Here is a 25,055-nt window from a genome sequence, read left to right as displayed (position 1 = left end):
ATAATGCTATGAAATCCAACTCTAATGCGTATGATGAGGCGTTGGCGTCTTCTGTGTTTCGGGGGAAATGAAATGACAGAAACGTTGCATCCGGCGGCAGTGGATCATCTGCCTGTCTTCATCACCGCGCCAGGACAGACGGACGTCCTGTTCAATGTGATGGTCGTCTTCGTGCTGCTCATGGTCTTCCTGGTCGGCATCCTGTATCTGCGCCTGCACGCGCTTCCCGAGCACATGGCACACGGCGCTAGCAAGGGCCAGTTGCAGATCATCGGCGTGCTGTGCTTGATTGCGCTTTTCACCCACAACCATCTGTTCTGGATCGCCGCGCTGCTGCTTGCGATGGTCGAGTTTCCGGACTTTACCTCCCCGATCAGGTCGATGGCCCGCTCGCTCGCCAGGATAGCCCGCCGGGACCAGGGGCCGGGCGAATTCGCCCCGCAGCCGAGCGGAGAAACGACATTGGAGCCTCCGCCGAACGTGCCCTCACCGGAGGCGCCCCCACCTGACTCGCCAAGGGCGGCCCCCCAGCAATGGGTACCGCTCGAAGTCGCGCAGGCTGAGGACGATGACAAGATCGAGCGCAGGAGGTGAGCCATGCTGGAATTCCTGATCTGCTCGATGCTCACGATCTTTCCCGACTTTCTCTTCCGCCGCTACGTCCAGGGCAAGCGCATCGGCCGAGAGATCAATCTCTATTCTATGTGGTTCGAGCTGCGTTACGGCATCACCGCCTGCGTGATCCTCACCGTGTCGCTGATCACGATGATCTTCTACTTCCACCCCTCGACCACGAACGTCACGGCCGTCTTCCGCACGGTCACCATCCTGCCAGAGTCGAATGGGCGGGTCGCCGAGGTCTTCGTCGGCACCAACGAGAAGGTCGCGGCCGGCGCGCCGCTTTTCCGCCTCGACGATAAAGAACAGCGGGCGGCGCTTGAGACCGCACGTCGGCGCGTCGCGGAAATCGAAGCCGAGACGACCGTGGCACAGAGCGAGCTCGCCTCCGCCGACGGGCTGATCGCCCAGGCCGAGGGCGCCTATCTCCAGGCGCTGAACGAACTTGAAACGCAGGTCGAATTGAACCAGCGCAACCCCAACATCGTCGCAAGGCGGGAAATCGAGCGGCTGCAGGTCGCCGCCGACGGCCGCAAGGGCGCTCTTGCCGCCGCCGTCTCCAACAAGCAGACGCTCCAGACGAAGATCGCCTCGCTGCTGCCGGCGCAGAAGGCAAGTGCCGAGGCCGCACTTGCCCAGGCACAGGTGGAATTGGACAAGACGACCGTGCGCGCCGGCGTGGCCGGGACCGTGCAGCAATTCGGCCTTCGCGCCGGCGACATCGTCAATCCGATGATCCGCTCGGCCGGCATCCTCGTGCCCGAGGAACGGCGCATCGGCCTGATCGCCGGCTTCGGCCAGATCGAGTCGCAGGTGATGAAGACGGGGATGATTGCCGAGGCGACCTGCATCGGCAAACCCTTCACCATCATTCCGATGGTGGTCACCGAGGTCCAGGACGTCATCGCCGCCGGCCAGTTCCGGCCGACGGACCAGCTCGTCGACGTCCAGCAACTGGCGCGTCCCGGCACGCTGACGACCTATCTGGAACCGCTCTTCGAGGGTCAGCTAACCGGCATCCCGCCGGGCAGCAGCTGCATCGCCAACGCTTACACCAGCAATCATGACGCGCTTCATGAACCCGGCATCAGCACGGGGCGCTGGCTCTACCTGCATGTCATCGACGCGGTCGCACTGGTGCATGCGGCGATCCTCCGGCTACAGGCGCTGCTCTTGCCCGTCCAGACGCTGGTGCTGACTGGCCATTGATCCGGAGGTGACGGGGATGCAACTCACCCTCCCTCGTCTGCCACTGCTTGCCAACCTTGCCGGCTACCAGGCGAGCTGGCTGCGCAACGACGTTTCCGCCGGGCTCGCCATTGCCGCGGTCGGCCTCCCGAGCGCCATCGCCTATCCGGCCATCGCCGGCCTGCCTCCGGAAACCGGTCTCTACGCCAGCATCACGCCCCTCGTCGCCTATGCGCTCTTCGGCCCCTCGGGACGCCTGATCGTCGGGCCCGACGCCGCAACGATGACGGTGCTGGCCGCGGTGCTCACCACGGTCTATGCCGTGCCCGGCGTCACTGCGGATCGAGTCGCGGTGGCCGCGTTGCTGGCGCTCGCCGTCGGCGCATTGTGCCTGATCGCACGCGCCGTGCGACTCGGCGTGCTCGCGACGTTCCTGTCGCGGCCGATCCTGATCGGCTTCTTCGCCGGCATTTCACTCTCGATCCTGATCGGCCAGATCGACCGGGTCACCGGGATCGACATCGAGGCTGACGGCCTGATCGCCCCCGTCTTCGAACTCGTCGGCAAGGTCGGATCGATCCATTGGCCATCGCTGCTGCTTGCCGCGGTGTCTTTCGCGCTCCTGCAGGCGGCGCGCATCATGCAAACGCGCATCCCCGGGCCGGTACTGGTTGTCGCGCTCGCCGTCTTGCTGTCGGCCCTGTTCGATTTCGAAGGGCACGGTATCAAGGTGGTCGGTGATATCCCGCGCGGCCTGCCATCGCTGACGCTGCCGCCGGTTTCGGGCCTCCCCGTGCAGGCGCTCCTGCTCGGCGCCGGGGCCATCTTTCTGGTGAGCTTCGGCTCCGGCATCATCGGCGCTCGCAGCTTCGGGGCCAAGGGCGGCTATCTCGTCGATCCCAACCGCGAACTCGAAGGCTTCGGTGCGGCGAACATCGCCGCTGGGCTCTTTGGGACCTTCCCCGTCACGGCTTCGGACTCGCGCACGGCCGTGAACTTCAGCGTCGGCGGCCGGTCGCAGATCGCGAGCATCGTGGCGGCCGCGGCGCTTATGACGGTTCTCCTGTTTTTAGGCGATGTGCTGCGCATCCTCCCGATCCCCACACTCGGCGCGGTGCTGGTGGCAACCGCGCTCAGCCTGATCGATGTTTCCGCGCTCAAGGAGATCTGGCGCATCAGCCGCATCGAGTTCGTCTTCGCGCTGATCGCGATGTCCGGCCCTATCAGCTTCGGCGTTCTGGAAGGCGTGGTTACGGCCATCGCCGCGACGCTCGTCTATGTCTTGCACAAGACCATGTTTCCGCGCGACGCCCTGCTTGGCCGGCTTGTCGGCCACGACGGTTTCTACAAGCTCCACCGCAACCCGGCGGCGCGGCCGGTGCCGGGCCTTACCGTTTTCATGGTTCAGGGCAGCCTTCTTTTCTTCAACACCGACTATGTCCGAGAACGCCTGCGCGCCGTCACCGACGCGCTACCTGCCGATACCAAATGGTTCGTGATGGACGCGAGCGCCATCGCCCAGATCGACAGCTCGGCAGCAGCCATGCTCGATGAAGTTCACGACGACCTTGGGAGGCGCGGCATCGCGCTTGCGATCGCCGAGCTGCATTTCGAGGCGCGCGAGATCCTCGAACGGGCCGGCGTGATCGCGAAGATCGGCCCCAACATGATCTTCGAGGATCTCGATGACGCGCTGGACGCCTTCGAGAAAAGTGCTGCGGAAACGGCCGCGCAGTAGCGCCATACTCCGCTGCGCCGACATTGCAGTTGCTGGACGAAACAAGCGATTGGAGATGGGAGGACAGCATGGCCAAGAATGGCAAGAACGGCAAAAAAGATAAGGAAAAGAACAAGAACAAAAACAAGGAGAAGATCGGGAAAATCGCCGAGTTGCACGAGACTGAGACGAAATCGAGCGGCGACTATGCCAAGGAGCTCGCCCGGCTTCACGTCGAACTCGCCCATCTCCAGGCCTGGGTGAAGAAGACTGGAGCCCGCGTCGTCATCGTGTTCGAGGGCCGTGACGCGGCTGGCAAGGGCGGCGTGATCAAGCGGCTCACCGAGTGCGTCAGCCCGCGCGTCTTCCGCGTCGTCGCCCTGCCCGCTCCGACCGACCGGGAGAAGACCCAGATCTACATGCAGCGCTATATCCAACACCTGCCGGCGGCTGGCGAGGTCGTGATCTTCGACCGCTCCTGGTACAACCGCCCGGGCGTCGAGCGCGTCATGGGCTTCTGCACCGAGGAGAAGGCGCGGCGCTTCCTCGAACTTGCACCGCGGTTCGAGGCGGCAATGATCGAGAGCGGCATCGTGCTGCTCAAATATTTCCTCGATGTCAGCGAAGAGGAACAGGAACGGCGTTTCCGCCAGCGCGTTGACGACCCGACCCGCCAGTGGAAATTAAGCCCGATGGACGTTGAATCCTATCGCCGCTGGTGGGACTATACCCGCGCCTATGACGAAATGATCCGCATGACCGATACCGACTTTGCCCCGTGGTGGATCGTGCCCTCCAACGACAAGAAGCGCGCGCGGATCAACTGCATCTCGCACATCCTGGCCTCGATCCCCTACGAGCGGGTGAAGTTCCCGGAACCCGAGTTCGGCAAGCGGCAGAAGCGCCCGAACGACTACGTCGACGACACGCATGTCCGCCGGACCGTGCCGGATGTTTTCTGAACGGAGGCGTCTGATCAGACGCGCGCCGCTGCAGGCGCTGCGCGGGAACCGGCCGCCTCAGGCCTTGTCGGACGACCAGTCCAGAAAGAAGCCGACATCACCCGGCATGCCGCCGGGAAAATTGATGATCATCGCCTTCAGCTTGTAGCCCTGCGGCTTGCCGAAGGTCTGATAGCGCTCGTAGAACTCCCTGGCCTTGCCCTGCAGGGTTTGCGGCCAGTCGCGGTCGGCACTGTTGATCGCCCGCCCGCTGTCGGTGCAGAGCGAGGACGGGAAGCTGTAGACCATGGCTTCGAATTTGCCGTCCTTGACCGCGTTGGCGACAAGCCGGCGAACAACCGCGATTTCCTGCTCCGTGACGTGTTTTTCGAGGAAATCTGCGGCGAAATCGGCAAGCTTCTGTTCCTGCAGCGACCGGAGCTTTCGCTCCTTTTCCATCTCCGCCATCTCCCGCTCCAGCATCTGCATGCGAAGCTGTGCGGCGCTAATGGGTGCTTCGCTTGAAACGGCGTCTTTGTTTTCCGGCATGTTGGTGACCCTCCTCGTATAAATGGAGAACACAGTCTAGAAATGCTGGACTCAAGCGCACTAAGCCACGCCTCACTGACAAAACCGCTAAACGGGGCTACTGCGGATAAGAAAAAACGGAGTGCCGTCGCCGCAAAATCACGAGCGGACGCGCAGAAGGAATTTTGCACCATACCCCTAGGAATTCAAGCGCATCTTGCCTCTGCCAGGAAGCGCCCTGCTCCCCGGGGTTCCTGTATCGTTCACGCGGGCGGAACGCCAGCCTGCTTTCGGTATTCCTCCAACAGCCCCTCATAGGCCTCCAACGGCGGCAGCGTCTCGTAGCTATGGACGGCGGGTGTCGTTGCCCAGGGCAGCTTCTCGCTCGTCCAGGTCTCGATGAACGGCGAAAACCAGCTCGGATCGTCGAGCATCGTCGCGCGGACGTTGACGAACCAGTCCATGCCCTCCGGCCGCGTGAACATCCAGCTCATGCAGTGCGGGCAGAAGTAGTGCCGGGTCGCGCCGTGCACACCCCCGATCACCGGCTCGCCCTTCGTCACGGCAAACCCTTCGCTTGGGATGGCGACGCTCAGCGAGAAGGCGCTGGCGGTCATCCGCTGGCAACCGGTGCAGTGGCAGGCCATGGTGAGTAGCGGCGGAGCGCTGACCTTGAACCGCACCCCGCCGCAGCGGCATCCCCCTTCCCAAGACAAGCTGTTCTCGTTCACGGTTTCCTCCGTTGATGTCGTTCGGCAGCAGGCGCTTAAAACCCCGCGCCCGGCTGCGCCAGGTAGGCTTCCTCGGCCGGTGTCGAAACCCGGCCGAGAATGGCGTTGCGATGCGGAAAGCGGCCGAATTGCTCGATCACCTGGCGGTGCCGGATGGCATAATCCAGATAGTCGGCGTCGCCGAGCTCGGTGAAGAGTTTTACCGCCATCGTCTGGTCGGTCAGGTTTTCCGAATGCTCGAAGGGCATGTAGAAGAAGGCGCGCCACTCCTTCGGCACCGCCAGATCGGCGCTCGCGCCGATGGCGAGGTTCGCCTCGCGCAACGCCAGACAATCGGTGGCAAAGGCGAGCGGCGAGCCGCGATACATGTTGCGCGGCAACTGGTCGAAGAGAAGGATGACCGCAAGCCAGTGCTCTGGCGTTGCCCGCCAGACGTCGTCGAGCTTTCGCGAAAGCGCCAGATGCGAGGCCTGGAAGCGCTGCGCGCATTGCCGGTCGAGCTCAACACTCGGCGTGAACCATTCGTCGTAGGAAAGCTCCGTGAACCAAAATTTCAGGACCTCTTCCGGCGTGCAGATCGCGATCTCGTCAGTCATTCAGCGCCTCTCGTGAACTCCGGCATCAGATAGGAGTTGATCATGCTGTTTCCACAGTCGGTCGGCAACGGTCGTTCCGATCGAAGGCGAAGAATTGCCGGAGGCACAGTGGCTTCATTGCCCAACGACTCCTCCATCATGTCATTCTAGCCGTGACGCACGGCTGGAGCGTTCCTATGGCCCGACCTGCGCACTCTCGGCTCAGCGCCGCTGGAGCAGCGGTCGCCCGATGGGTTTCGGCGGCTCCGCGCGCAGCACCAGCGAGGTCGTCACCGCCCCGAATCTCGCGATCGAGTCGACAATCGTTTCCAGTTCTCCAGGCGACGGAACGAGCACCTTCAGCAGAAAACAATCCTCCCCGGTGAGCCGCAGCACTTCCACGATGTGCGGCATCTCGGCAAACTGCTTGAGACAGGGCCGGATGTTTTCATGCGTCGTGCGCAGCCGGATGACCGCCATCATGCCCAGTCCGAGCGCAACGGCATCGACGCGGGCGCCGTAGCCGAGAATGAAGCCGCGCTCTTCCAGCCGCCTGACGCGCTCGGACGTTGCCGGCTGGGAGAGACCCACCCGGCGCCCGAGTTCCGAGATCGCGATGCGCCCGTCCTCCTGCAGCGTTTCGAGGATGGCGATGTCGGTTGGATCGAGGATGCGATGATTTTCCAAAGTGATAACCGGCCTTCAATTCATCGGAAATCGGAGCTGTTTTCCGATAGTTCTGCATTCCCGCCGAAAAGGAAAGCCGTCATCCTCGCTCTGCACAACCATAGGAGAAATCATGACGAGCATCATCATCCTGCCGGGGATCGGCGGCTCCGGCGAGGCCCACTGGCAGACGCTCTGGGAGAAAGAAGATCCGCGAATGGAGCGCTTCCAGCCAACGAACTGGGAAAAGCCTGATCTAACAGACTGGATTTCCGCGCTGGAGCGCTCGGTCGCCGCGGCGCCTAAGCCGCCGATCCTCGTGGCGCACAGCCTCGCCTGCCTCCTCGTCGCGCACTGGCAGCAGGTTTCCGCGCTGCCGGTCACCGGCGCATTCCTCGTGGCGGTCCCCGATCCGCAAGGAGCCGCCTTCCCCAACGAGGCGAAGAGCTTCGCGAACCCGCCGACGGAAGCGCTTCGTTTCCCCTCCCTCATCGTCGCCAGCGCCGACGACCCCTACGGCAGCCTCGACTACGCCCGCCTCCGCGCCCGCCAATGGCAAAGTCGCCTCGCCGAAATCGGCGCATGCGGCCACATCAATGGTGAAAGCGGGCTGGGTAACTGGACGGAGGGCTTTGGCCTGCTGACGTCGTTTGCCACGGAATCCGCGAAGATGGCGCAGCCGAAGATGTGAGAAACCAACCTCCTACGCTGACAACGCACCTTACCCCTGCCGCTTGAGGATGGCGATGAAAGCGAGGCCGCCGGCAAGGCCGGTGACGACGCCGATCGGCATGTCCTCGGGCGCCATGACGACGCGGGAAACGAGGTCGGCAATGATCAGGGTAAGTGCGCCGGCAAAGGCCGACAGCGGGACGACGCGGACATTGTCGCTGCCGGCGAAGAGGCGGACGAAATGGGGGATCATCAGCCCGACGAAGCCGATCGCGCCGGAGAATGCCACCATGACGCCGGTAAGCAGCGCGGTGACGACGAAAAGCATCAGGCGGAAGCGGCGCACCGGAATGCCGAGCGTCATCGCCGTCTCGTCGCCCATGGCAAGCGCGTTGATCTCGCGCGCCCGGATGGTGAGCCAGCCAAGGCAGACGGCGAGCGCCAGCGCCGGATAGACGAGATGCGGCCACTGCGCGAGGCCGAGACCGCCGAGCATCCAAAAGATGACGGTGTGAACGGCACGCGGATCGCCGAGAAAAATCAGGAGATTGCCGGCCGCCGTGAGCGTGAAGGCGACCGCGACCCCGGAAAGCACGAGGCGATCGGCACCGGTGCCGAGTACGCGGGTGACGAGCGCCACCAGTGCCGTGGCGCCGAGCGCGCCGCCGAAGGCGAACAATGGGACCGTCGCGAGGCCGAGGATAAGGCCGGTGTGGAGCAGCGCGACGATCGCGCCGAGCGCCCCGCCGGCCGAAACTCCGAGCAGATGCGGGTCGGCAAGCGGATTACGCGTCACCGATTGCAGTACTGCGCCGGTGACGGCAAGCCCGGCGCCAACGAGCCCGGCGAGCGCCACCCGCGGCAGACGCACATCCCAGACGATGCTTTCGCGGCCGGTCGACCATAGCACCTCGACGCTGCCCGGCACGATCTTGGAAGCAATAATCGACCAGACGGTCTCGACCGGGATCGGCGCCGAACCAAGCGAAACGCCGGCGGTGACGGTCAGGCAGAGCAGAAGCAGCGCCGCGAGGATGAAGAGTGCGGTTTTCACGTCGGTTGGAGCTTTTACGGGTATCTCGGAGTGGAGAGGATGATGCAGCCAGATGCGGCATCATCGTTGAGAATCATAGGGTTGCCAGCCCTTCTTCATGCGATTGCATCGTCTGTCGCTCTCCGTAAATAACGGTGCGCGCTCAATGAGCTGCCAGGATCTTCCCCGCGCCACCGACGCGGCGCTGCTAGGTTCCTGTGACGAGCGCAGAAATGAGCCAAGCTGGGGCCCTGGCTGAGTGAGATCGCGCCGCCGAGAACCGTCCAGCGATTGAGGCTGGTTTTTGCACACGCCACGGCCCCTCACATCGCCTCGGCATGAAAACTCTCCGCCAGCCGACGGATCGCCTCGATATTGCGAGGGCCCGGCGTCGCCTCGACATAGTCGAGCACGACGAAGCGGTCGTTTTTCACCGCGTCCACGTTCTTGAAGGCCCGATTGTTTTTCATGAAGGCGATCTTCTGCTCCGCGGTCACCTCGCCGTAGTTGACGATGACAACCACTTCCGGATTGCGGTCGATCACCGGCTCCCAGGAGATCTCCGTCCAGCTCTTCTCGACGTCGTCCATGATGTTGACGCCGCCGGCTGCCTCGATCATCGCGGTCGGGATGCCGTAACGCCCGGAGGTGAAGGGCTTTTCCTCGCCGGAATCGTAGACGAAGACACGCGCCGGCCGCCGCTCGGCGCCCTTGATCCTGGCCGTGATCTCGGCGAGCTCGCCGCGATAGCCGGCAACCAGCGCTTCCGCCCTGTCCTCGACGCCGAAGATGCGGCCGAGGTTCAGGAGGTCGACAAACATGTCCTCCATCGTCGGCTTGCCCTTCGCCATGATGTGGACGCAGCTTTCTGTGAGTTCGTAGACCTTGATGCCAAAGGGCGCGAGCGTCTCCGGTGTCACGTCGCCGCCAACCTTCATGCCGTAGTTCCAGCCGGCGAAGTAAAAATCGGCGTCGGCGTTCAGCAGCACCTCCTTCGTCGGATATTTTTCCGCAAGCTCCGGCAGCTCCCTGATACCCTCGCGCAGACGCTCGTCCAGCGTCTTCCAGCCGGAAACGCCGGTGTAACCGACCATGCGATCCTGCAGCTTCAAGGCCAGCATCATCTCCGTGAGATTGACGTCGTTGGAGACCGCACGCTGCGGCGCCGCGTCGAAAGCGACCTCGCGGTTGCAGCTCTTGACGGTGACGGGATGAGCGAGCGCAGGCACGGCGGCGAGGACAAGCACGCCGGCGGCGAAAAGAAGTTTGTTCATCGGATGGCTCCTGTGGAACGGGAAGATCGCGCGACGGGCATTGCGTCGGGCTGCGAGAGCGCGAAGGAAAAGCGGGAAACATGGCCCGCGGCATCGCCATGCGCGGTGGCATGGACGCCGAAGGCGGCCGAAAGCGCCGCGGGCTTCAATACGGTCTCCGGCGGGCCGAAGGCGGCAAGCCGCCCCTCTGTCAGGATCGCGACATCGGTCGCGAATTCGGCCGCGAGATTGATGTCGTGCAGCGTCGTAACGATTGTCAGCTTCAGCGTCTGCAACAGGTCGAGAATTTCGAGCTGATGGCGGATGTCGAGGTGGTTGGTCGGCTCGTCGAGGATGATGATCTTCGGTTCCTGGGCAAGCGCCCGGGCAATGAGCACCCGCTGCTTCTCGCCGCCCGAAAGCGTGGCGAATTGGCGGGGCGCGAGATGGGTAAGGTCGAGATGCTCGAGCGCTTGCGCCACCCGCTCACGGTCGCGATCGCTCCAGCCGCTGATCCCCTCCCGGCGCGGGATCCGCCCCATCATCACGACGTCACGGACGCTGAAAGGGAAATCGCCCGGCATTTCCTGCAAGACAACGGCAATCGTTCTTGCCGCCTCGCGCGCACTCATCGCCCAGAGGTTCACGCCGTCGATCCCGATACGGCCGGCAGTCGGTTCAACCGCGCGGTAGAGGCAGCGCAAGAGCGAGGTCTTGCCGGCGCCGTTCGGGCCGATAATCGCGAGTCGGCTGCCAGGCGCGATCGAAAAGCCGATATCGCGGACAAGCCGAAGGCCGGGGCGCGGCCCCCACTCCAGTTTTTCGACGCTGAGGCTGGCGCCCGCGCCGGTCTGAAGAAAAGCATGAAGCGATTCTTCGCCCGCTTTTCGCTGCAAACTACTGAATTCATCGCTTATGAAAATGCCCTCCCCGCACTCACTGCAGCCACCCCGCCGTCTCCTCGGAAACGAGGACTGCCGCCGGAATGCGCGCAAGGCCCTTGCCCGTCAGGCTCAAGGCGGGACGCGGAAAGGGGTCAAACGCCTGGCCTTCGGCATAGGCGGCGGCGAAGCTGACAAGATCGTCGATGTCTTCCTCCGGCGAGATGTCGCCGAAGAGATAGGTCGCCCTGGCGGTCGCCTGGAAGGCGATGGTGCAAGGCCGCGTGCAGGCCGCCATCGCAACTGTGCCGGCGATCGAAAAATCCCGGTCGAGCGGCCGGCCAAGCGCGGAAACGCTGTGGTTCAACTGAGCGAGCAGCTCGGTGCCGGGACGGCATGGGCCCCCGGGGAAGCGGCAATCGGTGCAGAGAGTTATCTTGTGCTGTCGGAAGTCTGAATTCGCCATGGCTTGTCTCCGCCGGGCTGGGCCGGAGAGAAAATGGCGAAGATGCAAGGAGACGGTTGCCCGCCAAGCAGAAGCCAGTTCTTTTCCATCGGAACACCCCGTCCGTTGTGGTTGATCGGTTCGATGGCAGGTCTCCTGGCTCGCGGGTCGCCGCGCATCCACGTCTTCCCGGCTTTTCGCCAGTGACATGGTGTGAATGCGCTTTCCGCTCACAGTTGCGGGGGCAGCCACGGTTTCGGCCCCTCCTGGGTCGTCCTCACCGTGTTCCCTTTTCAGCCGCTTCCGGGTCAGGAAAGCAGCACCATCGCCGCCTTGGTGGCACGAATCGCGGCGCGAGGCAACCGGGGATGGATGGCGAAAGGACATATCATGGGTGGTATCCCGTTGAGGCTAGCCGTTCTGTTACTTAATAACATAACATCGCACAAGACAGAAAATTCGCCATGGGCGTTAATTTGCCGTTGTCATTGACTGTGAACCAGCAACGCACGCCTTCGCAGAGGACAGCCGACGCACCAGAGCATTCCCAGCGCTAGAGCATTTTGCAGTCAGGTGGGAAACGAGGCGCAGGTGGCGAGATCGCCAACTGGTACATAAGGAACTGTCTGAAGGACCCGGCGCGGTCCCGGTATCGTCAATGCGCTCAGCGCAGCGGCCAGACCCACATCAGCATCGGCACGGCGACGAGCACAATGACGATCGAAAGCGGCAGACCGAGGCGCGGGTAGTCGCTGAAGCGGTAGCCGCCCGGCCCCATGACCAGCGTGTTGCACTGGTGGCCGATCGGGGTGAGGAAATCTGAGCCTGCGCCGATCGCCACCGCCATCAGAAAGGCATCCGGCTTGTAGCCGAGCGCCGCGGCAAAACTCGCGGCGATCGGTGCCATGACGAGCACCGTGGCGGCATTGTTGAGGAAGGGCGTGACCGCCATTGCGGCGATGAGGATGAGCGCAAGTGCGCCCGCGGGCGGCAGGCCGGCAGCGATGCCGCTCAGCCAGCCGGCGATAAGGTCCGACCCACCGGTGGTGCGCAACGTGTCGCTGACCGGGATCAGCGCCGCCAGCATGACGAGGATCGGCCCGTCGACCGCACGGTAGACGTCGCGCAGCGGGATGACGCGGAAGATCACCATGGCGAGCGCCGCCGCGAAGAAGGCGACCGGCACAGGCACGACTCCGATCGCCGTTGCCCCCATGGCGGCTGCGAGAACGAGCAGCGGCACCGTCGCGCGTCGGATGGTACCGAGCAGGATTTCCCGCTGGGCGAGCGGCAGGCAGCCGAATTCCTGCAGGAACGGCGGCAGGTCGCGCCGTGTCCCCTGCAGCACGACAATGTCGCCGGCCCGCAGCCGGATGCTGCCGAGTCGCTGCTTCAGCCGCTCGCCCTGGCGGCTGACGGCAAGCAGGTTGATGTTGTGATTGTTGAAGAGCGCAAGCCGCTGCGCAGACATGCCGATGAGCGGAGAGCCGCTGGCGATCACCGCCTCGATCGCCTCGATGTCGGCCGGCGTCTTGCCGTTGTTGGCCGTGGGCGACCTGTCGCCGGAAATCTTGAGCTTCGCCTGGGAGACGATACGGTCGAGCGCCGCCGGCCCGCCTTCGAGCAGCAGGATATCGTCGGCCTCGATGATGGCGTCCGGCAGCGGCGCCAGATGCGTGCCGCGGCGGAAGATGGCGAGGACGACCGCACCGCCGTCGCCGAGTTTGACGAGGTTGCCGAGCGGCTTGCCGATCATCGGCGAACCGTTCGCTACGACCGCTTCAGAGGTATAGTCGGTGATCTCGATCGCCTGGTTGACGGAAACCTGCTGGCTTTTGCGCTCCGGCACCAGGCGATAGGCGAAAAGCAGGAACACCGCGCCGACCACGGCCAGCGAGGCGCCGACCGGGGTAAAGTCGAACATGCTGAAGCTCTCGCCGGTCAGGTCCTGCCGCATCCTCGACACGACCACATTGGGCGAGGTGCCGACCTGGGTCATCAGCCCGCCGATCAGCGAACCGAAGGCCATCGGCATCAGGAAGACCGAGGGCTGGACGCCCGACCGCCGGGCGAACTGGAAAGCGACCGGGATCATGATCGCCAGCGCGCCGATATTCTTGATGAAGGCGGAAAGCATCGTGACGGTCACGACAAGAAGCGCAAGCTGCGCCCTTACCGAGGTCAGGTCCGGCAGGAAGCGCTGTATCGCCGCATCGACCACGCCGGAGCGGGCAACACCGGCGCTGACGATCAGCGCGCTGCCGACGATGATGACGATATCATCGCTGAAGCCTGTAAAGGCGCGGTCGAAGGGAACGATGCCGACCGCGACCGAGAGCATCAGCGCCGAACAGGCAATGAGGTCGTAGCGGAAACGGTCCCAGATGAAAAAGGCCATCATGGCGCCGATTACGAGAAACGAAAGCGACTGTTCGGCGGTCATGAGCTGTACCTGAAGCAACGCGGATCGTACGAAAGCCTCTACTGCATTTCCCCCCAAACCGAAATCGACTGAAGGAATAAAAACACGCAGCGGCGAGTCTGATCCACTACATCGTCCAAAGCGTCTATCGAATGCAACTGAAATACCGACAGATTCATGTCGCAGCGCTGTGGATTACCAGAAACTCAACCGAAACTCGTTGGTTCCTTTGACCGTTGTTGAAGAAGGAATATGATGTCGCAGCCAGTTTAGCGTGTACCAACGGGCCTTCGCGCAACGGAGGGGGCGCAATCGCCGGAGCCAAGGAAAACGCAGCCATGAAGACCGCCCTGCCCGCCATTTGCGCGGGTCTCCTGCTCGCCGCCTGTGCTTCCACCGCCCCGCCCTCAGTTGGCTACTCGCGCAATCTCGAACCCATTCCGGGCAGCATCACCTATGGCGGCCAGCCCCGCACGAGGCTGACCAAGGCGCCCGTCGGCAGCATCGTGCCGCACCGGTTCCGCGACAGTTTCGGCCGCCAGGTCTCCGAAACTTACGTTATCGAGCCCGACCGCTCTCTGCGGCTTATAAGCCGCCGTATCGACTATGATCTTATGACCGACCGGTAAGTGGGATAAGGAAACCGCGCACGGTTTCTCCGCGCCGTTTCTCACAAATGGAATGAGAGTATCGCCATGAAAGATGCCTTGCCCACCCTTTTTGCCGCCCTTCTGCTGTGCGCCTGCTCGACTACCGCTCGGCCGCCGTCGGTCGGCTACGGACGCTATCTCGAGCCCATCCCCGGCAGCATCACCTATGGCGGCCAACCGCGCACGAGGCTGACCAAGGCGCCGGTCGGCAGCATCGTGCCGCATCAGTTCTTCGATAGTTTCGGCCACAAGGTCTACGAGACCTATGTGATCGAACCCGACCGCTCGCTGCGGCTTGTCGGCCGTCGCATCGACTACGATATCTTCGGCGACATGGACCGTTGATGTCCGGTACGCCAAGGCATTACCGAGGGGCGCCACGATGAAACTTGGCTCGATCGCCTGCGCAGCCGCGCTCCTTCTTGCGGCCTGCACCACCACCGCGCCGGAGCTGGAGCCGATCCCCGGCAGCATCACCTATGGCGGCCAGCCACGCACGAAACTCACCAAGGCGCCGGTCGGCAGCATCGTGCCGCACCAGTTCTTCACTCAAGGCGGACTGGCCCGGGAAACCTATGTGATCCAACCGGACCGCTCGCTGAAGCTGATCCGCCGCCACATAGATTATGACTTTATCACGAGGCACTCTCGCCGCTAGGATGGCAAAAGCAATGTCGCCGGACATCACGTGCTGTTCGGCGGCCGGCGGCTGGGGCATGGGTAGTCCAAGGACGCGGCACGGAACCCTGCACATTTAAAACGCGTTGTTTGCGACCGGCCGACGCTTAAGGCGCTTCAGCCTCACTTCGAGCGATGAGAAAACACCATGAGGCCCCTCCTGCCAGCGATGTCGCCCGCGGTCCTGTCCGTCATGCTGCTCGCGTCGAGCGTGAGCGGCTGCACGGCCACCGCGGTCACCTTCGGCTATTCACCCTACCTGGAGCCGATACCGGGCAGCATCACCTACGGCGGCAAGCCGCGGACAGGGCTTAGGCGGGCGCCGGTCGGCAGCATCGTGCCGCACCAGTTCAACGATCGCGCGGGGCGCACGGTCTATGAGACCTACGTGGTAGAGCCGGACGGCTCGCTCCGCCTCGTCAGCCGGCGTTACAGGTATGATTTCTTCGACTTCGACTGATTGCGCACGCCTACAACAGCCGGGACCGGGCCGCCGCTTCCAGGTGAAGGCAGCGGGTCGCGCCTGACCTGCGAACGTTCCGTCGTCTTAGGAGAATCCGGCCCGCCGGAACCAGTCCTTCACGCCCGCCAGCACTTGCGCCTGGGCCGCGTCGAGCGTGGTGGCGTGACGGAAATCGTCGCTGCCGGTCCCGTTGCAATGCCAGATCGTCCAGGCCCAGTCTCCGCGCGCCTGGCGCTTCAAGACAAAGCCCATTTCGTGGTCACCAAGTTTGGCGCAATAGGCATCCGCCCGCTTCTGCACCCATGTCAGATTGATGTCGGCGACAGTCACCATCCCCGTGGCCCTCCCCCGGTGAAAAGGTAACCACAATCGCTTTGACCGCATCCATGGAATTTTATGAAAGCGACACATAGAGAGCTCGATATCCACAGCCATCGCGAGCCGAGCTAAGCTGCCAGGCTCGGTTAACGATTGTTTCGACAGAAACACAACCTGGACTACCAAATTTCTCCTATTCCGGCCGGCTCGCCGCGACCACGGCGGGCGCTGCCGGCCGCCAAACGCAGCGCACTTGCACCCAATTCGGGGGCGAAGCGAATCACCGGCATTCCCACCGACTAGCCGCGCAACAACATCAGCATGCGCTTCGCCGCGTCCGCAAAGGTCACACCGAGTGCCGCGCCGCCGATGCCGATGACGCCGAGCGCGCCCATTCCGATCAGCTTCCATTTGCGCACGTCCTCGGTCACCGGCTTCATATCGGCAATGTCCTCCTTGGTCAGCGACATCGCCCCTTCAAGCGTCCCCACCCGCTCGAAAAGCTCGTCCATGCGGCGGACCGTCGAGGCCAAGCTTGCGTCCGCCCGGTCTTCGGTCCGCCGAAAATCCTCGCGCAGGTTCTTCACTTCGGCGATCAGCGTCCCGAGCTGCTGGTGAACGCTCCCATCAATCATCGCCGCCCGCTCCCATCACCACCACTCTATGTCCTTCGCATTCGGCCTTCGCCCATACTGCCGCGGCGCACAGGCCGACGACGGTGCGGTCGATCCGCCGTTGGTCCGCCTGCGTTGCACCGCGGGCGCCGGCAAGATCAGTGCCGACGACGCGTCTCAGGCCCGTCACATCGGCCGGCCCCGAAATCCCACAACCCGCCAAAAGCAAGGCAGGCATCATAAGCGCGACGCTTCGCGTCAGCGCGGTCTGCAGCTTCATCATTTTGCCTTTCGATTGCGTGTCTCACTGCTTGTGCCCCCTCCTCTCGGATGGCGAGCACGGCCCAAAATGCGGCGGCGAGGACGAGCCCGCCGGCAAGGATCCTTCCCCAGAACATCGTCACTTGAGACCCAGCGCCTCGCGCACCACCGGCATGGAGGAGATGGCGTAGACGGCAAAGCCGACGATCACGGTGAGGATCGCGAGTTGCACCCGCCAGTCGAGCGTCACGAGATTGAGTTCCTTCAACGCGGTGACGAGGCTGCCGCCGGCCGTCAGCAGCCAGGTCCAGAAGCGCCCGGATCTCGCGACAGCCCTGCGCTTCGACGCAGCGTGCGATGCCGGCGCGGCTTTCTCCCGTGCCGCCCGCACGGCCGCTTGCCCTTCGGGCTCTACGCGACGACGCGCGACGGCCAGCACCTCACGCAGCACAGCTTCGACCTTCTCCGGCTTGACCAGGACCTTGTTGAGCCCGTCGCCGGCGTAATAGGATTGCCCGCGCTTCACCTGCTGCTGATTCCCCCTGGTGTCGGCCAGCACCGGCAGCGACGCCCACTCCTGCGCCAGCCGCTTCCCGAATTCGACGAGCGACAATTCGCCGGTTACGAAGGCCTGATAACCACGGCGCTTCAGGAGGTGAAAACCAAGGCGGTCCTGCAGATCCGGCGTGAAGACATCGGTTCCCTCGAGCGAGGGGATTTCTTTCGCCAACCCGAGAAGCGTCGCCCGCATAAACTGATAGGCGCCGGCGGCGCTCGACCCATGGCTCTTCGACCACGCCTCCTGCGCGTGGACGACATCGCCGAAGCTCATCGTCGTCAGCGGCTGCTTGAGCCTGTTCTGCCTGTTGGCATAGATCACGTCATAAGATGCGCGGTCTTTCCGTCCGACCTCGGTCTCCCGAATGAAGTCGAGCAGAATCGCCGCGCCGGCAGGCACGGTTTTATTCATTTTGATTTTTCCTTTAGGAACGCCCTACACGGGACATAGACATTCTACGGCACCCAATGCCTTAGGAATGTATCGTGGCGTGATACATTCCTTCAGGAGCAGGGTGTGTTCCGAGCACGGAGAGATAAGCCATGAGTTCCAATTTGCCGCCGGTCCACCCGGGCGAAATCCTGCGGGAGGAGTTTCTTGTGCCACTATGAGTGCAGGCTCTCTGGCAAAAATGCTCAGGGTTCCGCGCACCCGGATCGAGCGCCTCGCAACCGAATAAACCGCTGTCACTGCAGACAGGGCACTGCGACTCGGGAAATTCTTCCGCACAACTCCCGAATACTGGTTGAACCTTCAGGCGAGCTATGACTTGAAAAATTGCTGCCGCGGCTTTGGAGGACGAACTGGCCGAAATTCCGGAACTCGAGGTCGCGGCCTAGCTGAGGTTCGTTCGGCTGCAATCCGCCAGTCATCAACTGCCGAACGAAACCAGTTCTTCATACAGCTGGACGAGACGATGTCGCCTCTCCTGAGCCTCGATCCGAAGCGCATCGATAATCGTTGGAAACGCCGGGCCGTCGACCTTCGGTTTCCTTTTCCGAGGCGGAAATCCGAGGATCCTGCGAATCTTGGCTCTGATGTGCTTGCGCCGTTCACGGCTGCTAAGTCGATATGAAGAAAGCCCATTTTCCGCGCGGTTTTTTCCATCCGATCGAGAAGCGGTGCGACGTCCTTCTGGCTTGCCCTGAACAGTATCGGCGCCCTCATCTTCGAGTTTTTCCTTTACGAAACCGCGCGGATCGTCGTGCCGCTGCTGAGCTTTGGCAAAGTAGTGGTCGACAATTTCTACATTGAAGATTCCGGCTTCAACTGGGTTGGGCTGAAGCGCCGGGAGGACGGCCGCTACCTCATGAATTCCGACGTCAGCAAGTTGGCCGCCGTGGTTTTCTGGGTGCTTTGCGCTCTCGCCTACGTCTCCTTCACGCGCGGCCTTTGACGCAAGACGAGCCTCGTGCATCCTCCTAGCCCGCCCACTTTTCCACTCAACCGGGAAGCAAACGAAACATGAGCAGGAAAAAACTCTTCGCGCTCGATGCCGCTTTCTCCGCAATCACCAATTTGTTCGAACTCCTCGTCGTCGAGTTCTTTCTCTATGGAACCGCGCGGATCGTCGTGCCTTTGTTGAGCTTCGGCAGGATTGTCGTCGGCGATTTCTATCTTGAAGAACCCGGCTTCAACTGGTTCGGACTGAAGCGCCGGGAGGACGGCCGCTATCAGATGAGCCGCGACGCCGGCAAGTGGTCCGCTGTGGTCTTCTGGGTGCTTTGCCTTACGGCCTATGCCGTCTATGCACGCGGGTTTTGACCGCGCTAGGGTTATTCGCGCCAGTCTTCCTGTGCTCGTCTCAGGGAAACGCGTCCCGGAAACAGTTTCTCCCATAGCCCCCTTCCCTCCGGAGCACCGGGAGGGGCGGCAAGCAGCCGGGAGGTACGCGTGACCGGCGCCATTTTCGGGGCGTTGCGGGGGTCGTTTGGGTCACCCTTGTAGGACTTTTCCCAAAACCCCGGATTCTGCTGGTACGCGTCACGGGCATCATGCCAATTGATGCCGAAGTCTCTCGCTATGCGATCCGCATAGGCTTCATCCGGGTTGAGGGTGTCGTTGAACATCGACTTACCCAATTTATCGCCGATCTGCTTCAGTCCAAACTTGATCAAGAATGGATACATGTAACTCTCCTTGGTGCGCGACGCCCGGCGCCGCCCACCGCGTGTCGGAAGCGGGCGGATACGGGGTTCGTCGCTGTGCTTAGAATGGCGTTCCACAAGCGTCCCACCGATGGGGTGGACGCCTGGCTGTTTGGTAAAGGTCCGGAAGGCTTACTGGAGTGTGCTATGACGGCTGCATCGACCTTCAACGCCAGCACGGGCAATGGTTACGAGCTGCAGATGGGGCGTTGGAGCCGCCGGCTTGCTGTTCCGTTCCTGGCATTCGCGGGGATCTCGAGCGGTGAACGGGTGCTGGACGTGGGCTGCGGCACTGGCAGCTTGACGTTTCTGCTGTCCGAGCGCTCCGACCTGGCGGCTATATGCGGGATCGACTACGCGCCACCCTACATCGAACATGCGACGCACAGAAACTCAGATCCGCGTATCTCCTTTCGTGTCGGCGACGCATGTGCTTTGCCTTTCCCTGACGCGGCATTCGACCGGGTTCTGTCGCTCCTGATGCTCCACTTCGTCTCCGAGCCGCACCGAGCCGTGGCAGAAATGCGCCGTGTCGCGCGACCTGGAGCGACGGTTGCAGCCACCGTATGGGACGCTCGCGGCGGCTTCGTTGCCGGTCGGGTGTTCTTGGATACCGCAGCCGCGCTTGATCCCGCCGCTGGATTGCTTCGGGCGCGCGCCTGCACCCGCCCCATGACACGGCCGGGCGAGTTGGAGTCGGCCTGGCGTCAAGCCGGCCTCACCAACATTGAGACGGCGGAGCTTGCCATCCGCATGGAGTACGCGTCCTTCGACGATTACTGGGCGCCATACCTTGGCAAGGATGGACCGGGTGCCGAATATGTCGCGACGCTCGACGAGCGGGCACGCGTGAGGCTTCGCGATGCTGTCCGTTCTGCCTACCTCGACGGCGATGTCGACGGTCCACGGTCCTACCTAGCCGTTGCTTGGGCCGTGAAGGGGATCGTGACGCCTTGAGCGCATAAAGACTTGTCGCACACTCGCAACTCGTCGGACGACGCCTCTTTCACTCGCGGGTTCTAAAGACGCCATCCGCCTATTTGCTCGCCCGCTTCGTGCACTGGTTCTCCTGCTTCACGCAGGCGATCTGCGGCGTCGAGCACTCGGCCACGCCGTTGACCACCGCGCAGAAGGAGCACCGATCGTTGAACTCCAGGCAGTCGGGATTGGCCGCGATGAAATCCTTCATGCTGTCGGCTGCCGTTTGGTCGGGCTGCGGCGCCGCACCGGAATCCGCAGAAAGTACGGCTGTCGCCCAAGCCCCGGCGAGTGCCAGGGAGAAGGCGAGCTTACATAGAGTGTGTCTCATTCCATCCCCCTCTCGCGTCAGGCGCTGCCCGCCAGGGAAGCGCTTCTTCGCGCCGGCAGTCAGCCTACCAGGTTGCGGATCGCGCGCATGAAGACACGGGCGCCGATGCCTATCAGCGCGTCGGGAAAATCATAATCCGGATTGTGCAACCGCGGATGGTTCTCCCCAGCGCCGAGGAAAAACATCGCCGACGGCGCAACGCGGCCGAAGAGACCGAAATCTTCCGATGCCTTCATCGGCAGTGCGCCCGCGCCCCGATCGTGGCTGACGCCTTCCTCGTTGAGCGCCCGCCTCAATTCCCCGACGGCCGGCGCCGCATTGCTGCACTGATGGAACACGTCCTCGTAGCTGATCGTCGCGTCAAGCCTTGACGCCTCGGTCTCGTTGCGCACAGCGGCTCGCCGCCCATCATTTCCGCGGCGTTCTGCTGGCGTTTCAGGTTCAGCTCCGCGTCAATCTGGTAGCGCTTGAGAGCACCCTTCTGCTGGATCTCGGCAAGCTTCAGCTCGCGCTCGATCTCCAGCTTCCGCCGCTCGTTTTCCGCGGAAAGCTGCGCCTTCTCGGCATCTGCTTTGGCCCGCATCTGAAGCTTCTGCATTTCCGGGTTCGGCTGGCCGGCGCTCGCCTGCATCCGCCGCTCAATCTCCTCAGGCGCAGGCTTGGTGAAATAGAGGTCGGGCGATTTCAGCCCCGCCGCCTCCACGGATTTGGCGATGCCGTTGTAGAGATTGTCCGGCGAGACGTAAGGATTGTCAGGTCCCAGCGTCATCAACAGCTTTTCCTGCAATTGCTGGATCATCTGGATCATCATGATATCGCGCTCGCGGGTGCCGGCGCCGAGCCCGGTATTGACGGTCGCGTCCATCTCGGCGTTCCAGTGGCGCGGATCGAAACTCACCCATTGGCCGCGCAGCCTAACGACGCGCGGCCAATCCTGGTGCTTGATGACGAGGCGAAGCAGCCCCTTGAAAACGCGCCGCAAGCCTTGCGCAAATCCACCTCTTCCAGCGCTTTCGGCACCGCATCGCGCGCCGCGAAGGCATCGCGCCGGCGGGTGAACTCCTCGTCGTCGTCGCCACTGTCGCCGGTCGAAGCCGGCACGCCTTCGATCAGGTCGCGGTCATGCCCCATCGCAATGAGATCCGAACGGCGCATGCGCGTGGCAATGCCGGCGATCGGGCTCTCCTCGATCGAGAGCGCGTCCGGATGGATCAGAAATTCTTCGAGCGGCACCGCCGCCAGCCGCGGCGTGCCTCGCTCCACCTTGCGGCGGATCTTCACGCTGTAGCTCGGCTGCTCGATCACACCCTCGAGTGTCTGGATCTTCTCGATCGTCTGCGACTGCTCCAGCACCTCCACCGCGTCGTCGCCGACGAGCTGCACCAATGCCGCCTCGTCGAGCCCAGTATGGGTCGAGACCGCGATCGACACCTTGTTCTCGTACCACCAGCGGATCACGCCGTTGCGGAGCTTCAAGGCGTCGTGCGCCGCGTCCTGCACGGCGTCATAGCCATCGCTTTCGGGAAAGACGACGTAGTTGATGTAGTCGGTCGCTTGGCTCGCCGCCGCCTCGTCGCCCTCGTTGACGGGCGCGTATTCCACCACCTTGTCGTTGCCGAGGATGGTCCGGATCAGCGACGGCAGCACCTTCTTGATCGCCGCGCGGCAATCGCGCGAAACCACTTTCGAGCGGTTGGCGTCGGCCGGCACGTCCTTCATCGTGCCGTCGTAATATTCCATCGCCTTGATGCGATCGACCCCGAGCGTGTCGCGATAGTCTTCGCAGTCCTTCACCAGTTGGCTGACCAGTGCGGCCAGCCGTTCATCGGTCATTGCAGCCATCGGAGAACCTTTCGGGCCGTGGAGTTCGATTTTGAATTGTTGGGTGACAGTCGGCCAGTTCGCGCGAATTGGAGAGAGATGCGTTTCCGCTCGTGGCATGGCGGTAGGAAAGTGTCGGACGATTTGAACGTCGGCTAGCAGTCCGTCATCTTGCAGCGGAATGCCATCTTCGGTAGCAGGCCTTCCCTTCTGCAAAACCTCCCATAGTTAAGCTTTTATCGGAAGCTTTCGTCGGGAGTGCGCGTCAATGTCGATCCTCATCAGCATCTTGATCACGTTCCTGGTCGTCATCCTGGTGCTTTATCTCGTTAATCGGCTTCCGTTGGACGCGCGTGCCAAACAGATTGTCCAAGCGATCGTGATCATCATCGGCATCCTGTCGTTGCTGCGGTATCTGGCGGTCTTCTGATCGTGCGCCTCGACACGATCGGCACGCCTCGGGCCTGCATTTGTATAGCTTGTTGAGCTGTGAAAAATGCGCTCGAAATGACGAGCATCGTCCTGAACGTTTCTGACCAACCAGCGGGCTGGTCTCGACCGAAACGCTGGTTGGTCGTGCTTGCCCGCCACCAAAAATAGCTACGAACGGACAGTGAACCAGCGGCGGCAGAAAACTGCCATCACCCGTAATCACCGGCCATAAGCTGAGGAGCATGGTATAATGCTGTCACGTTACAACGCCTCAACCCTTGTTATCGCTGACCAACCATCGTGCAGGAACCAGTCGCACCGATGGCACGTTCTCGTATGTGCATAGAGTGGAGTTCGTTACGATGGTTGGAAAAGATTACCGAGGGCCGGAATATCACGCTTCGTCCGGCCTGCCTGTCGCCATTCTGGTGCTGTCTGTGCTCGGCATAACCGCTTATCTTTTACTCGCAGGATCGCTGACCAGCGAAGAGCACGCCTCGGCCAGGGTTTACCTGCCGGCTGCCCAGACCCAGATGCGATAGCGGGCAGTGGGACTGCTACTGCATGATTCCTTAAGATCGGAACCGATCTAAGGACAAAATCATGCAGAAACTCAAAGCTTTACAGCGACCATTGCGCGTCTGGTTGGACGCGTGGCGCCGTAGAGACCGAGGCACTTGTCGGGCCTGCTCCCGAATGCCTCGAAATTCTCACATTCGGCTCCCCATGATGGGGAATGGACAAGAGCGGCATCGCCTTCCTGGCGCTTATTCTCATCCTCATCGCTCTCGTGCTGAGTATCCTGGCGTTCAATCCCGAAGCAGTGGCGCCGCCGAGTACACCGCCAATCGCTCCGAGCAACTAGAGCAATCCCAGGAAAAGTGCGGAGTGGTTTTCCGTACGGGACTGCGTGGTTTCTAAAGCAATTCCAGAGAAAGTGTGGAGCGGTTTCCGTTCGGAATTGCGTAGCGTCAAAAGCAATTCCAGAGAAAGTGTGGAGCGGTTTCCGTTCGGAACTTTGCTTCAAGTGCCGGCTCGTTTCCCTGCGGCAAACTCGATCCGGCTGCCTGCGCCCCCACGCCACTTATGCAAACAACGGCTCAAGTAATTACGAACACCGGAGAACGCTTCGGGAACGAAGCATGGACATCTACCCCCTGTGGGCTAAGCCTCATCCGCTGGGCAGAAGGCAGGTTTACCTCCTCCGGGCAGTGCCTATTCGGCAATGAGGAGAAGCAGCAGCAGGACGCAAGCGGCAGAGGCGACGATCGCCAGCGCACTGCCAGAACCACGCAAGTGGCGCACCTGCCTCGGCCAGCGCGGGAAACGGGTGGCTTCGATGACATCGCCGGATCAACATGCTCCATCAATCAATGGAGGCAGCCATGAGATCCCTCCTCGCACTCCACAGCATCGCGCTCGCAACGCGGCGATGGCCTTCGGCGCGAACTCGTCGCTGCCTTCAAACAAGAAAAGCCGCACGGGCTCGCGCTGCGCGGCGCCCTTGCGCCGACAGAAACGGCCACCCGACGTTCGGTGAGACAAATGCGCGCAAGACGAACGGAGCCAGGCGTCTAAACGACATCCTCAAACAACCTTCCGATCCGTGAACTTCCACGCCGCGGCATCCGCCCTCACCCTCGCGAACCGCTTCATCATCAGCGCGTAACGCGAGGCGGAGAGAAGGTCGTCGCGTTCCTTGACGACACGGCCGTCCTTGCGGTGGTAGAGGCGGAATTCCTCAAACCAGTCGGTCAGCGTGGTAAACACCTTCCAGCGCCCGGTCTGCATCCGCTGCAGCATATCCGATAGCCCCGCCTCCACGCCGTTGGTGCCGTCGTCGAAGGTCGCCCGCTCGGCAAGCAGCGCCAATCCCTGCGCGCGATATTGCGCGGCAAGCTGTTCGCCGCTGCCCTTGTCGTGCTGCAGGCCGTCATGTGGCCAGGCAAAGGGCAGCCACGTCCCCCAGGGTTTTATCGCCGCCGCGTGGATGATCGGCGTCGCCTCGCGCTCGCGATAGGTCTTCGTCACATAGAAGACGTCGGCGTCCCGGTCCCACGCGCAGGCCGTGGCGGCGAAGGGGTGGTCCCAGCCGAAATCGAGCCCGCCGATCTGCACCCAGTGCTTCGGGAT

31 protein-coding genes, 3 pseudogenes and 1 riboswitch are annotated in these 25,055 nt (G+C 62.6%); of the genes and pseudogenes, 15 read left to right on the top strand and 19 right to left on the bottom strand.

The features are described 5' to 3' along the window. Positions 1-72: 72 nt before the first annotated feature. The 4 genes from GHK62_RS06645 (at position 73) to ppk2 (ending at position 4,485) form a co-directional block, all read left to right on the top strand. The gene (locus tag GHK62_RS06645; protein WP_153437526.1) at positions 73-594 is read left to right on the top strand and encodes a hypothetical protein; all 522 of its coding nucleotides are present in this window, start codon (positions 73-75) and stop codon (positions 592-594) included. A 3-nt stretch (positions 595-597) separates the two neighbouring features. Further along, positions 598-1,827 (top strand): HlyD family secretion protein, encoded by a 1,230-nt coding sequence (locus GHK62_RS06640; protein ID WP_153437525.1) that lies wholly within the window; start codon positions 598-600, stop codon positions 1,825-1,827. Between the two features lie 16 nt (positions 1,828-1,843). Further along, on the top strand, positions 1,844-3,544 hold the full coding sequence (locus GHK62_RS06635) for a SulP family inorganic anion transporter (RefSeq protein ID WP_153437524.1): 1,701 nt from the start codon (positions 1,844-1,846) through the stop codon (positions 3,542-3,544). Between the two features lie 68 nt (positions 3,545-3,612). After that, the gene (gene ppk2 / locus GHK62_RS06630) at positions 3,613-4,485 is read left to right on the top strand and encodes a polyphosphate kinase 2 (protein ID WP_153437523.1); all 873 of its coding nucleotides are present in this window, start codon (positions 3,613-3,615) and stop codon (positions 4,483-4,485) included. A gap of 57 nt (positions 4,486-4,542) precedes the next feature. Here ppk2 and GHK62_RS06625 read toward each other — a convergent pair whose 3' ends face one another. From GHK62_RS06625 to GHK62_RS06610, 4 genes are all read right to left on the bottom strand, one after another. Next, on the bottom strand, positions 4,543-5,013 hold the full coding sequence (locus GHK62_RS06625; RefSeq protein WP_153437522.1) for a histidine kinase: 471 nt from the start codon (positions 5,011-5,013) through the stop codon (positions 4,543-4,545). 242 nt (positions 5,014-5,255) lie between these two features. Continuing rightward, on the bottom strand, positions 5,256-5,723 hold the full coding sequence (locus GHK62_RS06620; protein WP_184108830.1) for a GFA family protein: 468 nt from the start codon (positions 5,721-5,723) through the stop codon (positions 5,256-5,258). A 35-nt stretch (positions 5,724-5,758) separates the two neighbouring features. Then, positions 5,759-6,319 (bottom strand): DUF924 family protein, encoded by a 561-nt coding sequence (locus GHK62_RS06615; RefSeq protein ID WP_153437521.1) that lies wholly within the window; start codon positions 6,317-6,319, stop codon positions 5,759-5,761. A gap of 201 nt (positions 6,320-6,520) precedes the next feature. Continuing rightward, the gene (locus GHK62_RS06610; RefSeq protein ID WP_153437520.1) at positions 6,521-6,985 is read right to left on the bottom strand and encodes an Lrp/AsnC family transcriptional regulator; all 465 of its coding nucleotides are present in this window, start codon (positions 6,983-6,985) and stop codon (positions 6,521-6,523) included. Positions 6,986-7,097: 112 nt separating this feature from the next. Between GHK62_RS06610 and GHK62_RS06605 the strand changes: the two genes are divergently transcribed. After that, positions 7,098-7,655 (top strand): RBBP9/YdeN family alpha/beta hydrolase, encoded by a 558-nt coding sequence (locus tag GHK62_RS06605; protein ID WP_153437519.1) that lies wholly within the window; start codon positions 7,098-7,100, stop codon positions 7,653-7,655. Positions 7,656-7,685: 30 nt separating this feature from the next. Here the strand turns inward: GHK62_RS06605 and GHK62_RS06600 are convergent, their stop codons facing one another. The 5 genes from GHK62_RS06600 to GHK62_RS06580 form a co-directional block, all read right to left on the bottom strand. Further along, the gene (locus GHK62_RS06600; protein WP_327791093.1) at positions 7,686-8,690 is read right to left on the bottom strand and encodes a FecCD family ABC transporter permease; all 1,005 of its coding nucleotides are present in this window, start codon (positions 8,688-8,690) and stop codon (positions 7,686-7,688) included. Positions 8,691-8,992: 302 nt separating this feature from the next. Further along, positions 8,993-9,943 (bottom strand): ABC transporter substrate-binding protein, encoded by a 951-nt coding sequence (locus GHK62_RS06595; protein WP_153437517.1) that lies wholly within the window; start codon positions 9,941-9,943, stop codon positions 8,993-8,995. Beyond that, positions 9,940-10,818, bottom strand: a complete 879-nt coding sequence (locus GHK62_RS06590; RefSeq protein ID WP_167528169.1) for an ABC transporter ATP-binding protein — start codon at positions 10,816-10,818, stop codon at positions 9,940-9,942. Before GHK62_RS06590 ends, GHK62_RS06595 begins: the two co-directional genes overlap by 4 nt. Positions 10,819-10,858: 40 nt before the next feature. Beyond that, a complete protein-coding gene (locus GHK62_RS06585; RefSeq protein WP_153437516.1) occupies positions 10,859-11,269 on the bottom strand; it encodes a DUF1636 family protein in 411 nt (136 codons plus the stop codon). Between the two features lie 108 nt (positions 11,270-11,377). Further along, positions 11,378-11,590, bottom strand: a riboswitch (cobalamin riboswitch). Positions 11,591-11,912: 322 nt separating this feature from the next. Next, a complete protein-coding gene (locus GHK62_RS06580) occupies positions 11,913-13,691 on the bottom strand; it encodes an SLC13 family permease (protein WP_153437515.1) in 1,779 nt (592 codons plus the stop codon). 317 nt (positions 13,692-14,008) lie between these two features. Between GHK62_RS06580 and GHK62_RS06575 the strand changes: the two genes are divergently transcribed. The 4 genes from GHK62_RS06575 (at position 14,009) to GHK62_RS06560 (ending at position 15,458) form a co-directional block, all read left to right on the top strand. Then, positions 14,009-14,299 carry a hypothetical protein gene (locus GHK62_RS06575; protein ID WP_153437514.1) on the top strand — a complete coding sequence of 97 codons (291 nt, stop codon included), beginning with the start codon at positions 14,009-14,011 and terminating at the stop codon, positions 14,297-14,299. Positions 14,300-14,365: 66 nt separating this feature from the next. Continuing rightward, positions 14,366-14,665: a hypothetical protein gene (locus GHK62_RS06570; RefSeq protein WP_153437513.1), complete on the top strand. Its 300-nt coding sequence runs from the start codon at positions 14,366-14,368 to the stop codon at positions 14,663-14,665. 37 nt (positions 14,666-14,702) lie between these two features. After that, positions 14,703-14,978: a hypothetical protein gene (locus tag GHK62_RS06565; RefSeq protein WP_153437512.1), complete on the top strand. Its 276-nt coding sequence runs from the start codon at positions 14,703-14,705 to the stop codon at positions 14,976-14,978. A 168-nt stretch (positions 14,979-15,146) separates the two neighbouring features. Beyond that, positions 15,147-15,458 (top strand): hypothetical protein, encoded by a 312-nt coding sequence (locus GHK62_RS06560; RefSeq protein ID WP_234886795.1) that lies wholly within the window; start codon positions 15,147-15,149, stop codon positions 15,456-15,458. An 87-nt stretch (positions 15,459-15,545) separates the two neighbouring features. On the opposite strand, the gene GHK62_RS06555 is transcribed toward GHK62_RS06560, so the two are convergent. The 4 genes from GHK62_RS06555 to GHK62_RS06540 all read right to left on the bottom strand — a co-directional run bounded on the left by GHK62_RS06555 (position 15,546) and on the right by GHK62_RS06540 (position 17,624). Continuing rightward, a complete protein-coding gene (locus tag GHK62_RS06555; protein WP_153437511.1) occupies positions 15,546-15,794 on the bottom strand; it encodes a hypothetical protein in 249 nt (82 codons plus the stop codon). Positions 15,795-16,078: 284 nt separating this feature from the next. After that, entirely contained in the window at positions 16,079-16,414 is a 336-nt protein-coding gene (locus GHK62_RS06550) for a DUF1515 family protein (protein WP_153437510.1), read from the bottom strand. Then, complete coding sequence (locus GHK62_RS06545) at positions 16,407-16,673, bottom strand: hypothetical protein (protein ID WP_153437576.1); 267 nt, start codon at positions 16,671-16,673, stop codon at positions 16,407-16,409. Before GHK62_RS06545 ends, GHK62_RS06550 begins: the two co-directional genes overlap by 8 nt. Positions 16,674-16,793: 120 nt before the next feature. Continuing rightward, a complete protein-coding gene (locus tag GHK62_RS06540) occupies positions 16,794-17,624 on the bottom strand; it encodes a lysozyme family protein (protein WP_153437509.1) in 831 nt (276 codons plus the stop codon). Between the two features lie 131 nt (positions 17,625-17,755). Between GHK62_RS06540 and GHK62_RS34120 the strand changes: the two are divergent. Then, positions 17,756-18,052, top strand: a pseudogene (locus GHK62_RS34120) (HigA family addiction module antitoxin). Positions 18,053-18,084: 32 nt separating this feature from the next. Here GHK62_RS34120 and GHK62_RS06535 read toward each other — a convergent pair. Then, positions 18,085-18,630, bottom strand: a complete 546-nt coding sequence (locus tag GHK62_RS06535; RefSeq protein ID WP_153437508.1) for a hypothetical protein — start codon at positions 18,628-18,630, stop codon at positions 18,085-18,087. Between the two features lie 47 nt (positions 18,631-18,677). Here GHK62_RS06535 and GHK62_RS06530 point away from each other — a divergent pair, with 47 nt between their 5' ends. Next, positions 18,678-18,977, top strand: a complete 300-nt coding sequence (locus GHK62_RS06530; protein ID WP_153437507.1) for a hypothetical protein — start codon at positions 18,678-18,680, stop codon at positions 18,975-18,977. A gap of 11 nt (positions 18,978-18,988) precedes the next feature. Here the strand turns inward: GHK62_RS06530 and GHK62_RS06525 are convergent, their stop codons facing one another. Continuing rightward, positions 18,989-19,342, bottom strand: a complete 354-nt coding sequence (locus GHK62_RS06525) for a hypothetical protein (RefSeq protein WP_153437506.1) — start codon at positions 19,340-19,342, stop codon at positions 18,989-18,991. Between the two features lie 165 nt (positions 19,343-19,507). Here GHK62_RS06525 and GHK62_RS06520 point away from each other — a divergent pair, with 165 nt between their 5' ends. Further along, positions 19,508-20,317, top strand: a complete 810-nt coding sequence (locus tag GHK62_RS06520; protein ID WP_153437505.1) for a class I SAM-dependent methyltransferase — start codon at positions 19,508-19,510, stop codon at positions 20,315-20,317. Between the two features lie 79 nt (positions 20,318-20,396). Here GHK62_RS06520 and GHK62_RS06515 read toward each other — a convergent pair whose 3' ends face one another. The 3 genes and pseudogenes from GHK62_RS06515 to GHK62_RS06505 form a co-directional block, all read right to left on the bottom strand. Then, the gene (locus GHK62_RS06515; protein ID WP_153437504.1) at positions 20,397-20,669 is read right to left on the bottom strand and encodes a hypothetical protein; all 273 of its coding nucleotides are present in this window, start codon (positions 20,667-20,669) and stop codon (positions 20,397-20,399) included. Between the two features lie 59 nt (positions 20,670-20,728). Beyond that, positions 20,729-21,028, bottom strand: a pseudogene (locus GHK62_RS06510) (M20/M25/M40 family metallo-hydrolase); the annotation flags it as partial. A 134-nt stretch (positions 21,029-21,162) separates the two neighbouring features. Then, positions 21,163-22,511 (bottom strand): annotated as a pseudogene (locus tag GHK62_RS06505) (portal protein); the annotation flags it as partial. A 247-nt stretch (positions 22,512-22,758) separates the two neighbouring features. Between GHK62_RS06505 and GHK62_RS06500 the strand changes: the two are divergent. The 3 genes from GHK62_RS06500 (at position 22,759) to GHK62_RS34815 (ending at position 23,787) form a co-directional block, all read left to right on the top strand. Then, positions 22,759-22,920, top strand: coding sequence for a Thivi_2564 family membrane protein (locus GHK62_RS06500; protein ID WP_153437503.1), 162 nt, complete (start codon positions 22,759-22,761; stop codon positions 22,918-22,920). A 364-nt stretch (positions 22,921-23,284) separates the two neighbouring features. Then, positions 23,285-23,464, top strand: coding sequence for a hypothetical protein (locus GHK62_RS06495; RefSeq protein WP_153437502.1), 180 nt, complete (start codon positions 23,285-23,287; stop codon positions 23,462-23,464). Between the two features lie 194 nt (positions 23,465-23,658). Further along, positions 23,659-23,787, top strand: coding sequence for a hypothetical protein (locus GHK62_RS34815; RefSeq protein WP_268833812.1), 129 nt, complete (start codon positions 23,659-23,661; stop codon positions 23,785-23,787). Between the two features lie 722 nt (positions 23,788-24,509). On the opposite strand, the gene GHK62_RS34980 is transcribed toward GHK62_RS34815, so the two are convergent. Next, positions 24,510-25,040, bottom strand: a complete 531-nt coding sequence (locus GHK62_RS34980) for a phage terminase large subunit family protein (RefSeq protein WP_327791094.1) — start codon at positions 25,038-25,040, stop codon at positions 24,510-24,512. Between the last annotated feature and the right edge of the window lie 15 nt (positions 25,041-25,055).

Origin of the sequence: Sinorhizobium terangae (assembly GCF_009601505.1) — a bacterium.
Taxonomy (GTDB): Bacteria; Pseudomonadota; Alphaproteobacteria; order Rhizobiales; family Rhizobiaceae; genus Sinorhizobium; species Sinorhizobium terangae.
Note: the sequence above shows the minus strand (reverse complement) of the source record. Positions and strands in the feature narration are given on the sequence as shown.

Bases quoted from the DNA above. Each gene is read 5' to 3' on its own strand.
- GHK62_RS06645 (WP_153437526.1), top strand. From the start codon at position 73: ATGACAGAAACGTTGCATCCGGCGGCAGTGGATCATCTGCCTGTCTTC.
- GHK62_RS06515 (WP_153437504.1), bottom strand. From the start codon at position 20,669: ATGAGACACACTCTATGTAAGCTCGCCTTCTCCCTGGCACTCGCCGGG.
- GHK62_RS06525 (WP_153437506.1), bottom strand. From the start codon at position 19,342: ATGTATCCATTCTTGATCAAGTTTGGACTGAAGCAGATCGGCGATAAA.
- GHK62_RS06545 (WP_153437576.1), bottom strand. From the start codon at position 16,673: ATGAAGCTGCAGACCGCGCTGACGCGAAGCGTCGCGCTTATGATGCCT.
- GHK62_RS06520 (WP_153437505.1), top strand. From the start codon at position 19,508: ATGACGGCTGCATCGACCTTCAACGCCAGCACGGGCAATGGTTACGAG.
- GHK62_RS06585 (WP_153437516.1), bottom strand. From the start codon at position 11,269: ATGGCGAATTCAGACTTCCGACAGCACAAGATAACTCTCTGCACCGAT.
- GHK62_RS06500 (WP_153437503.1), top strand. From the start codon at position 22,759: ATGTCGATCCTCATCAGCATCTTGATCACGTTCCTGGTCGTCATCCTG.
- ppk2 (WP_153437523.1), top strand. From the start codon at position 3,613: ATGGCCAAGAATGGCAAGAACGGCAAAAAAGATAAGGAAAAGAACAAG.
- GHK62_RS06540 (WP_153437509.1), bottom strand. From the start codon at position 17,624: ATGAATAAAACCGTGCCTGCCGGCGCGGCGATTCTGCTCGACTTCATT.
- GHK62_RS06555 (WP_153437511.1), bottom strand. From the start codon at position 15,794: ATGGTGACTGTCGCCGACATCAATCTGACATGGGTGCAGAAGCGGGCG.
- GHK62_RS06605 (WP_153437519.1), top strand. From the start codon at position 7,098: ATGACGAGCATCATCATCCTGCCGGGGATCGGCGGCTCCGGCGAGGCC.
- GHK62_RS06580 (WP_153437515.1), bottom strand. From the start codon at position 13,691: ATGACCGCCGAACAGTCGCTTTCGTTTCTCGTAATCGGCGCCATGATG.
- GHK62_RS06615 (WP_153437521.1), bottom strand. From the start codon at position 6,319: ATGACTGACGAGATCGCGATCTGCACGCCGGAAGAGGTCCTGAAATTT.
- GHK62_RS06495 (WP_153437502.1), top strand. From the start codon at position 23,285: ATGGTTGGAAAAGATTACCGAGGGCCGGAATATCACGCTTCGTCCGGC.
- GHK62_RS06570 (WP_153437513.1), top strand. From the start codon at position 14,366: ATGAAAGATGCCTTGCCCACCCTTTTTGCCGCCCTTCTGCTGTGCGCC.
- GHK62_RS06640 (WP_153437525.1), top strand. From the start codon at position 598: ATGCTGGAATTCCTGATCTGCTCGATGCTCACGATCTTTCCCGACTTT.
- GHK62_RS06595 (WP_153437517.1), bottom strand. From the start codon at position 9,943: ATGAACAAACTTCTTTTCGCCGCCGGCGTGCTTGTCCTCGCCGCCGTG.
- GHK62_RS06550 (WP_153437510.1), bottom strand. From the start codon at position 16,414: ATGATTGATGGGAGCGTTCACCAGCAGCTCGGGACGCTGATCGCCGAA.
- GHK62_RS06535 (WP_153437508.1), bottom strand. From the start codon at position 18,630: ATGCACGAGGCTCGTCTTGCGTCAAAGGCCGCGCGTGAAGGAGACGTA.
- GHK62_RS06560 (WP_234886795.1), top strand. From the start codon at position 15,147: ATGAGGCCCCTCCTGCCAGCGATGTCGCCCGCGGTCCTGTCCGTCATG.
- GHK62_RS06635 (WP_153437524.1), top strand. From the start codon at position 1,844: ATGCAACTCACCCTCCCTCGTCTGCCACTGCTTGCCAACCTTGCCGGC.
- GHK62_RS34815 (WP_268833812.1), top strand. From the start codon at position 23,659: ATGGACAAGAGCGGCATCGCCTTCCTGGCGCTTATTCTCATCCTCATC.
- GHK62_RS06575 (WP_153437514.1), top strand. From the start codon at position 14,009: ATGAAGACCGCCCTGCCCGCCATTTGCGCGGGTCTCCTGCTCGCCGCC.
- GHK62_RS06565 (WP_153437512.1), top strand. From the start codon at position 14,703: ATGAAACTTGGCTCGATCGCCTGCGCAGCCGCGCTCCTTCTTGCGGCC.
- GHK62_RS06625 (WP_153437522.1), bottom strand. From the start codon at position 5,013: ATGCCGGAAAACAAAGACGCCGTTTCAAGCGAAGCACCCATTAGCGCC.
- GHK62_RS06530 (WP_153437507.1), top strand. From the start codon at position 18,678: ATGAGCAGGAAAAAACTCTTCGCGCTCGATGCCGCTTTCTCCGCAATC.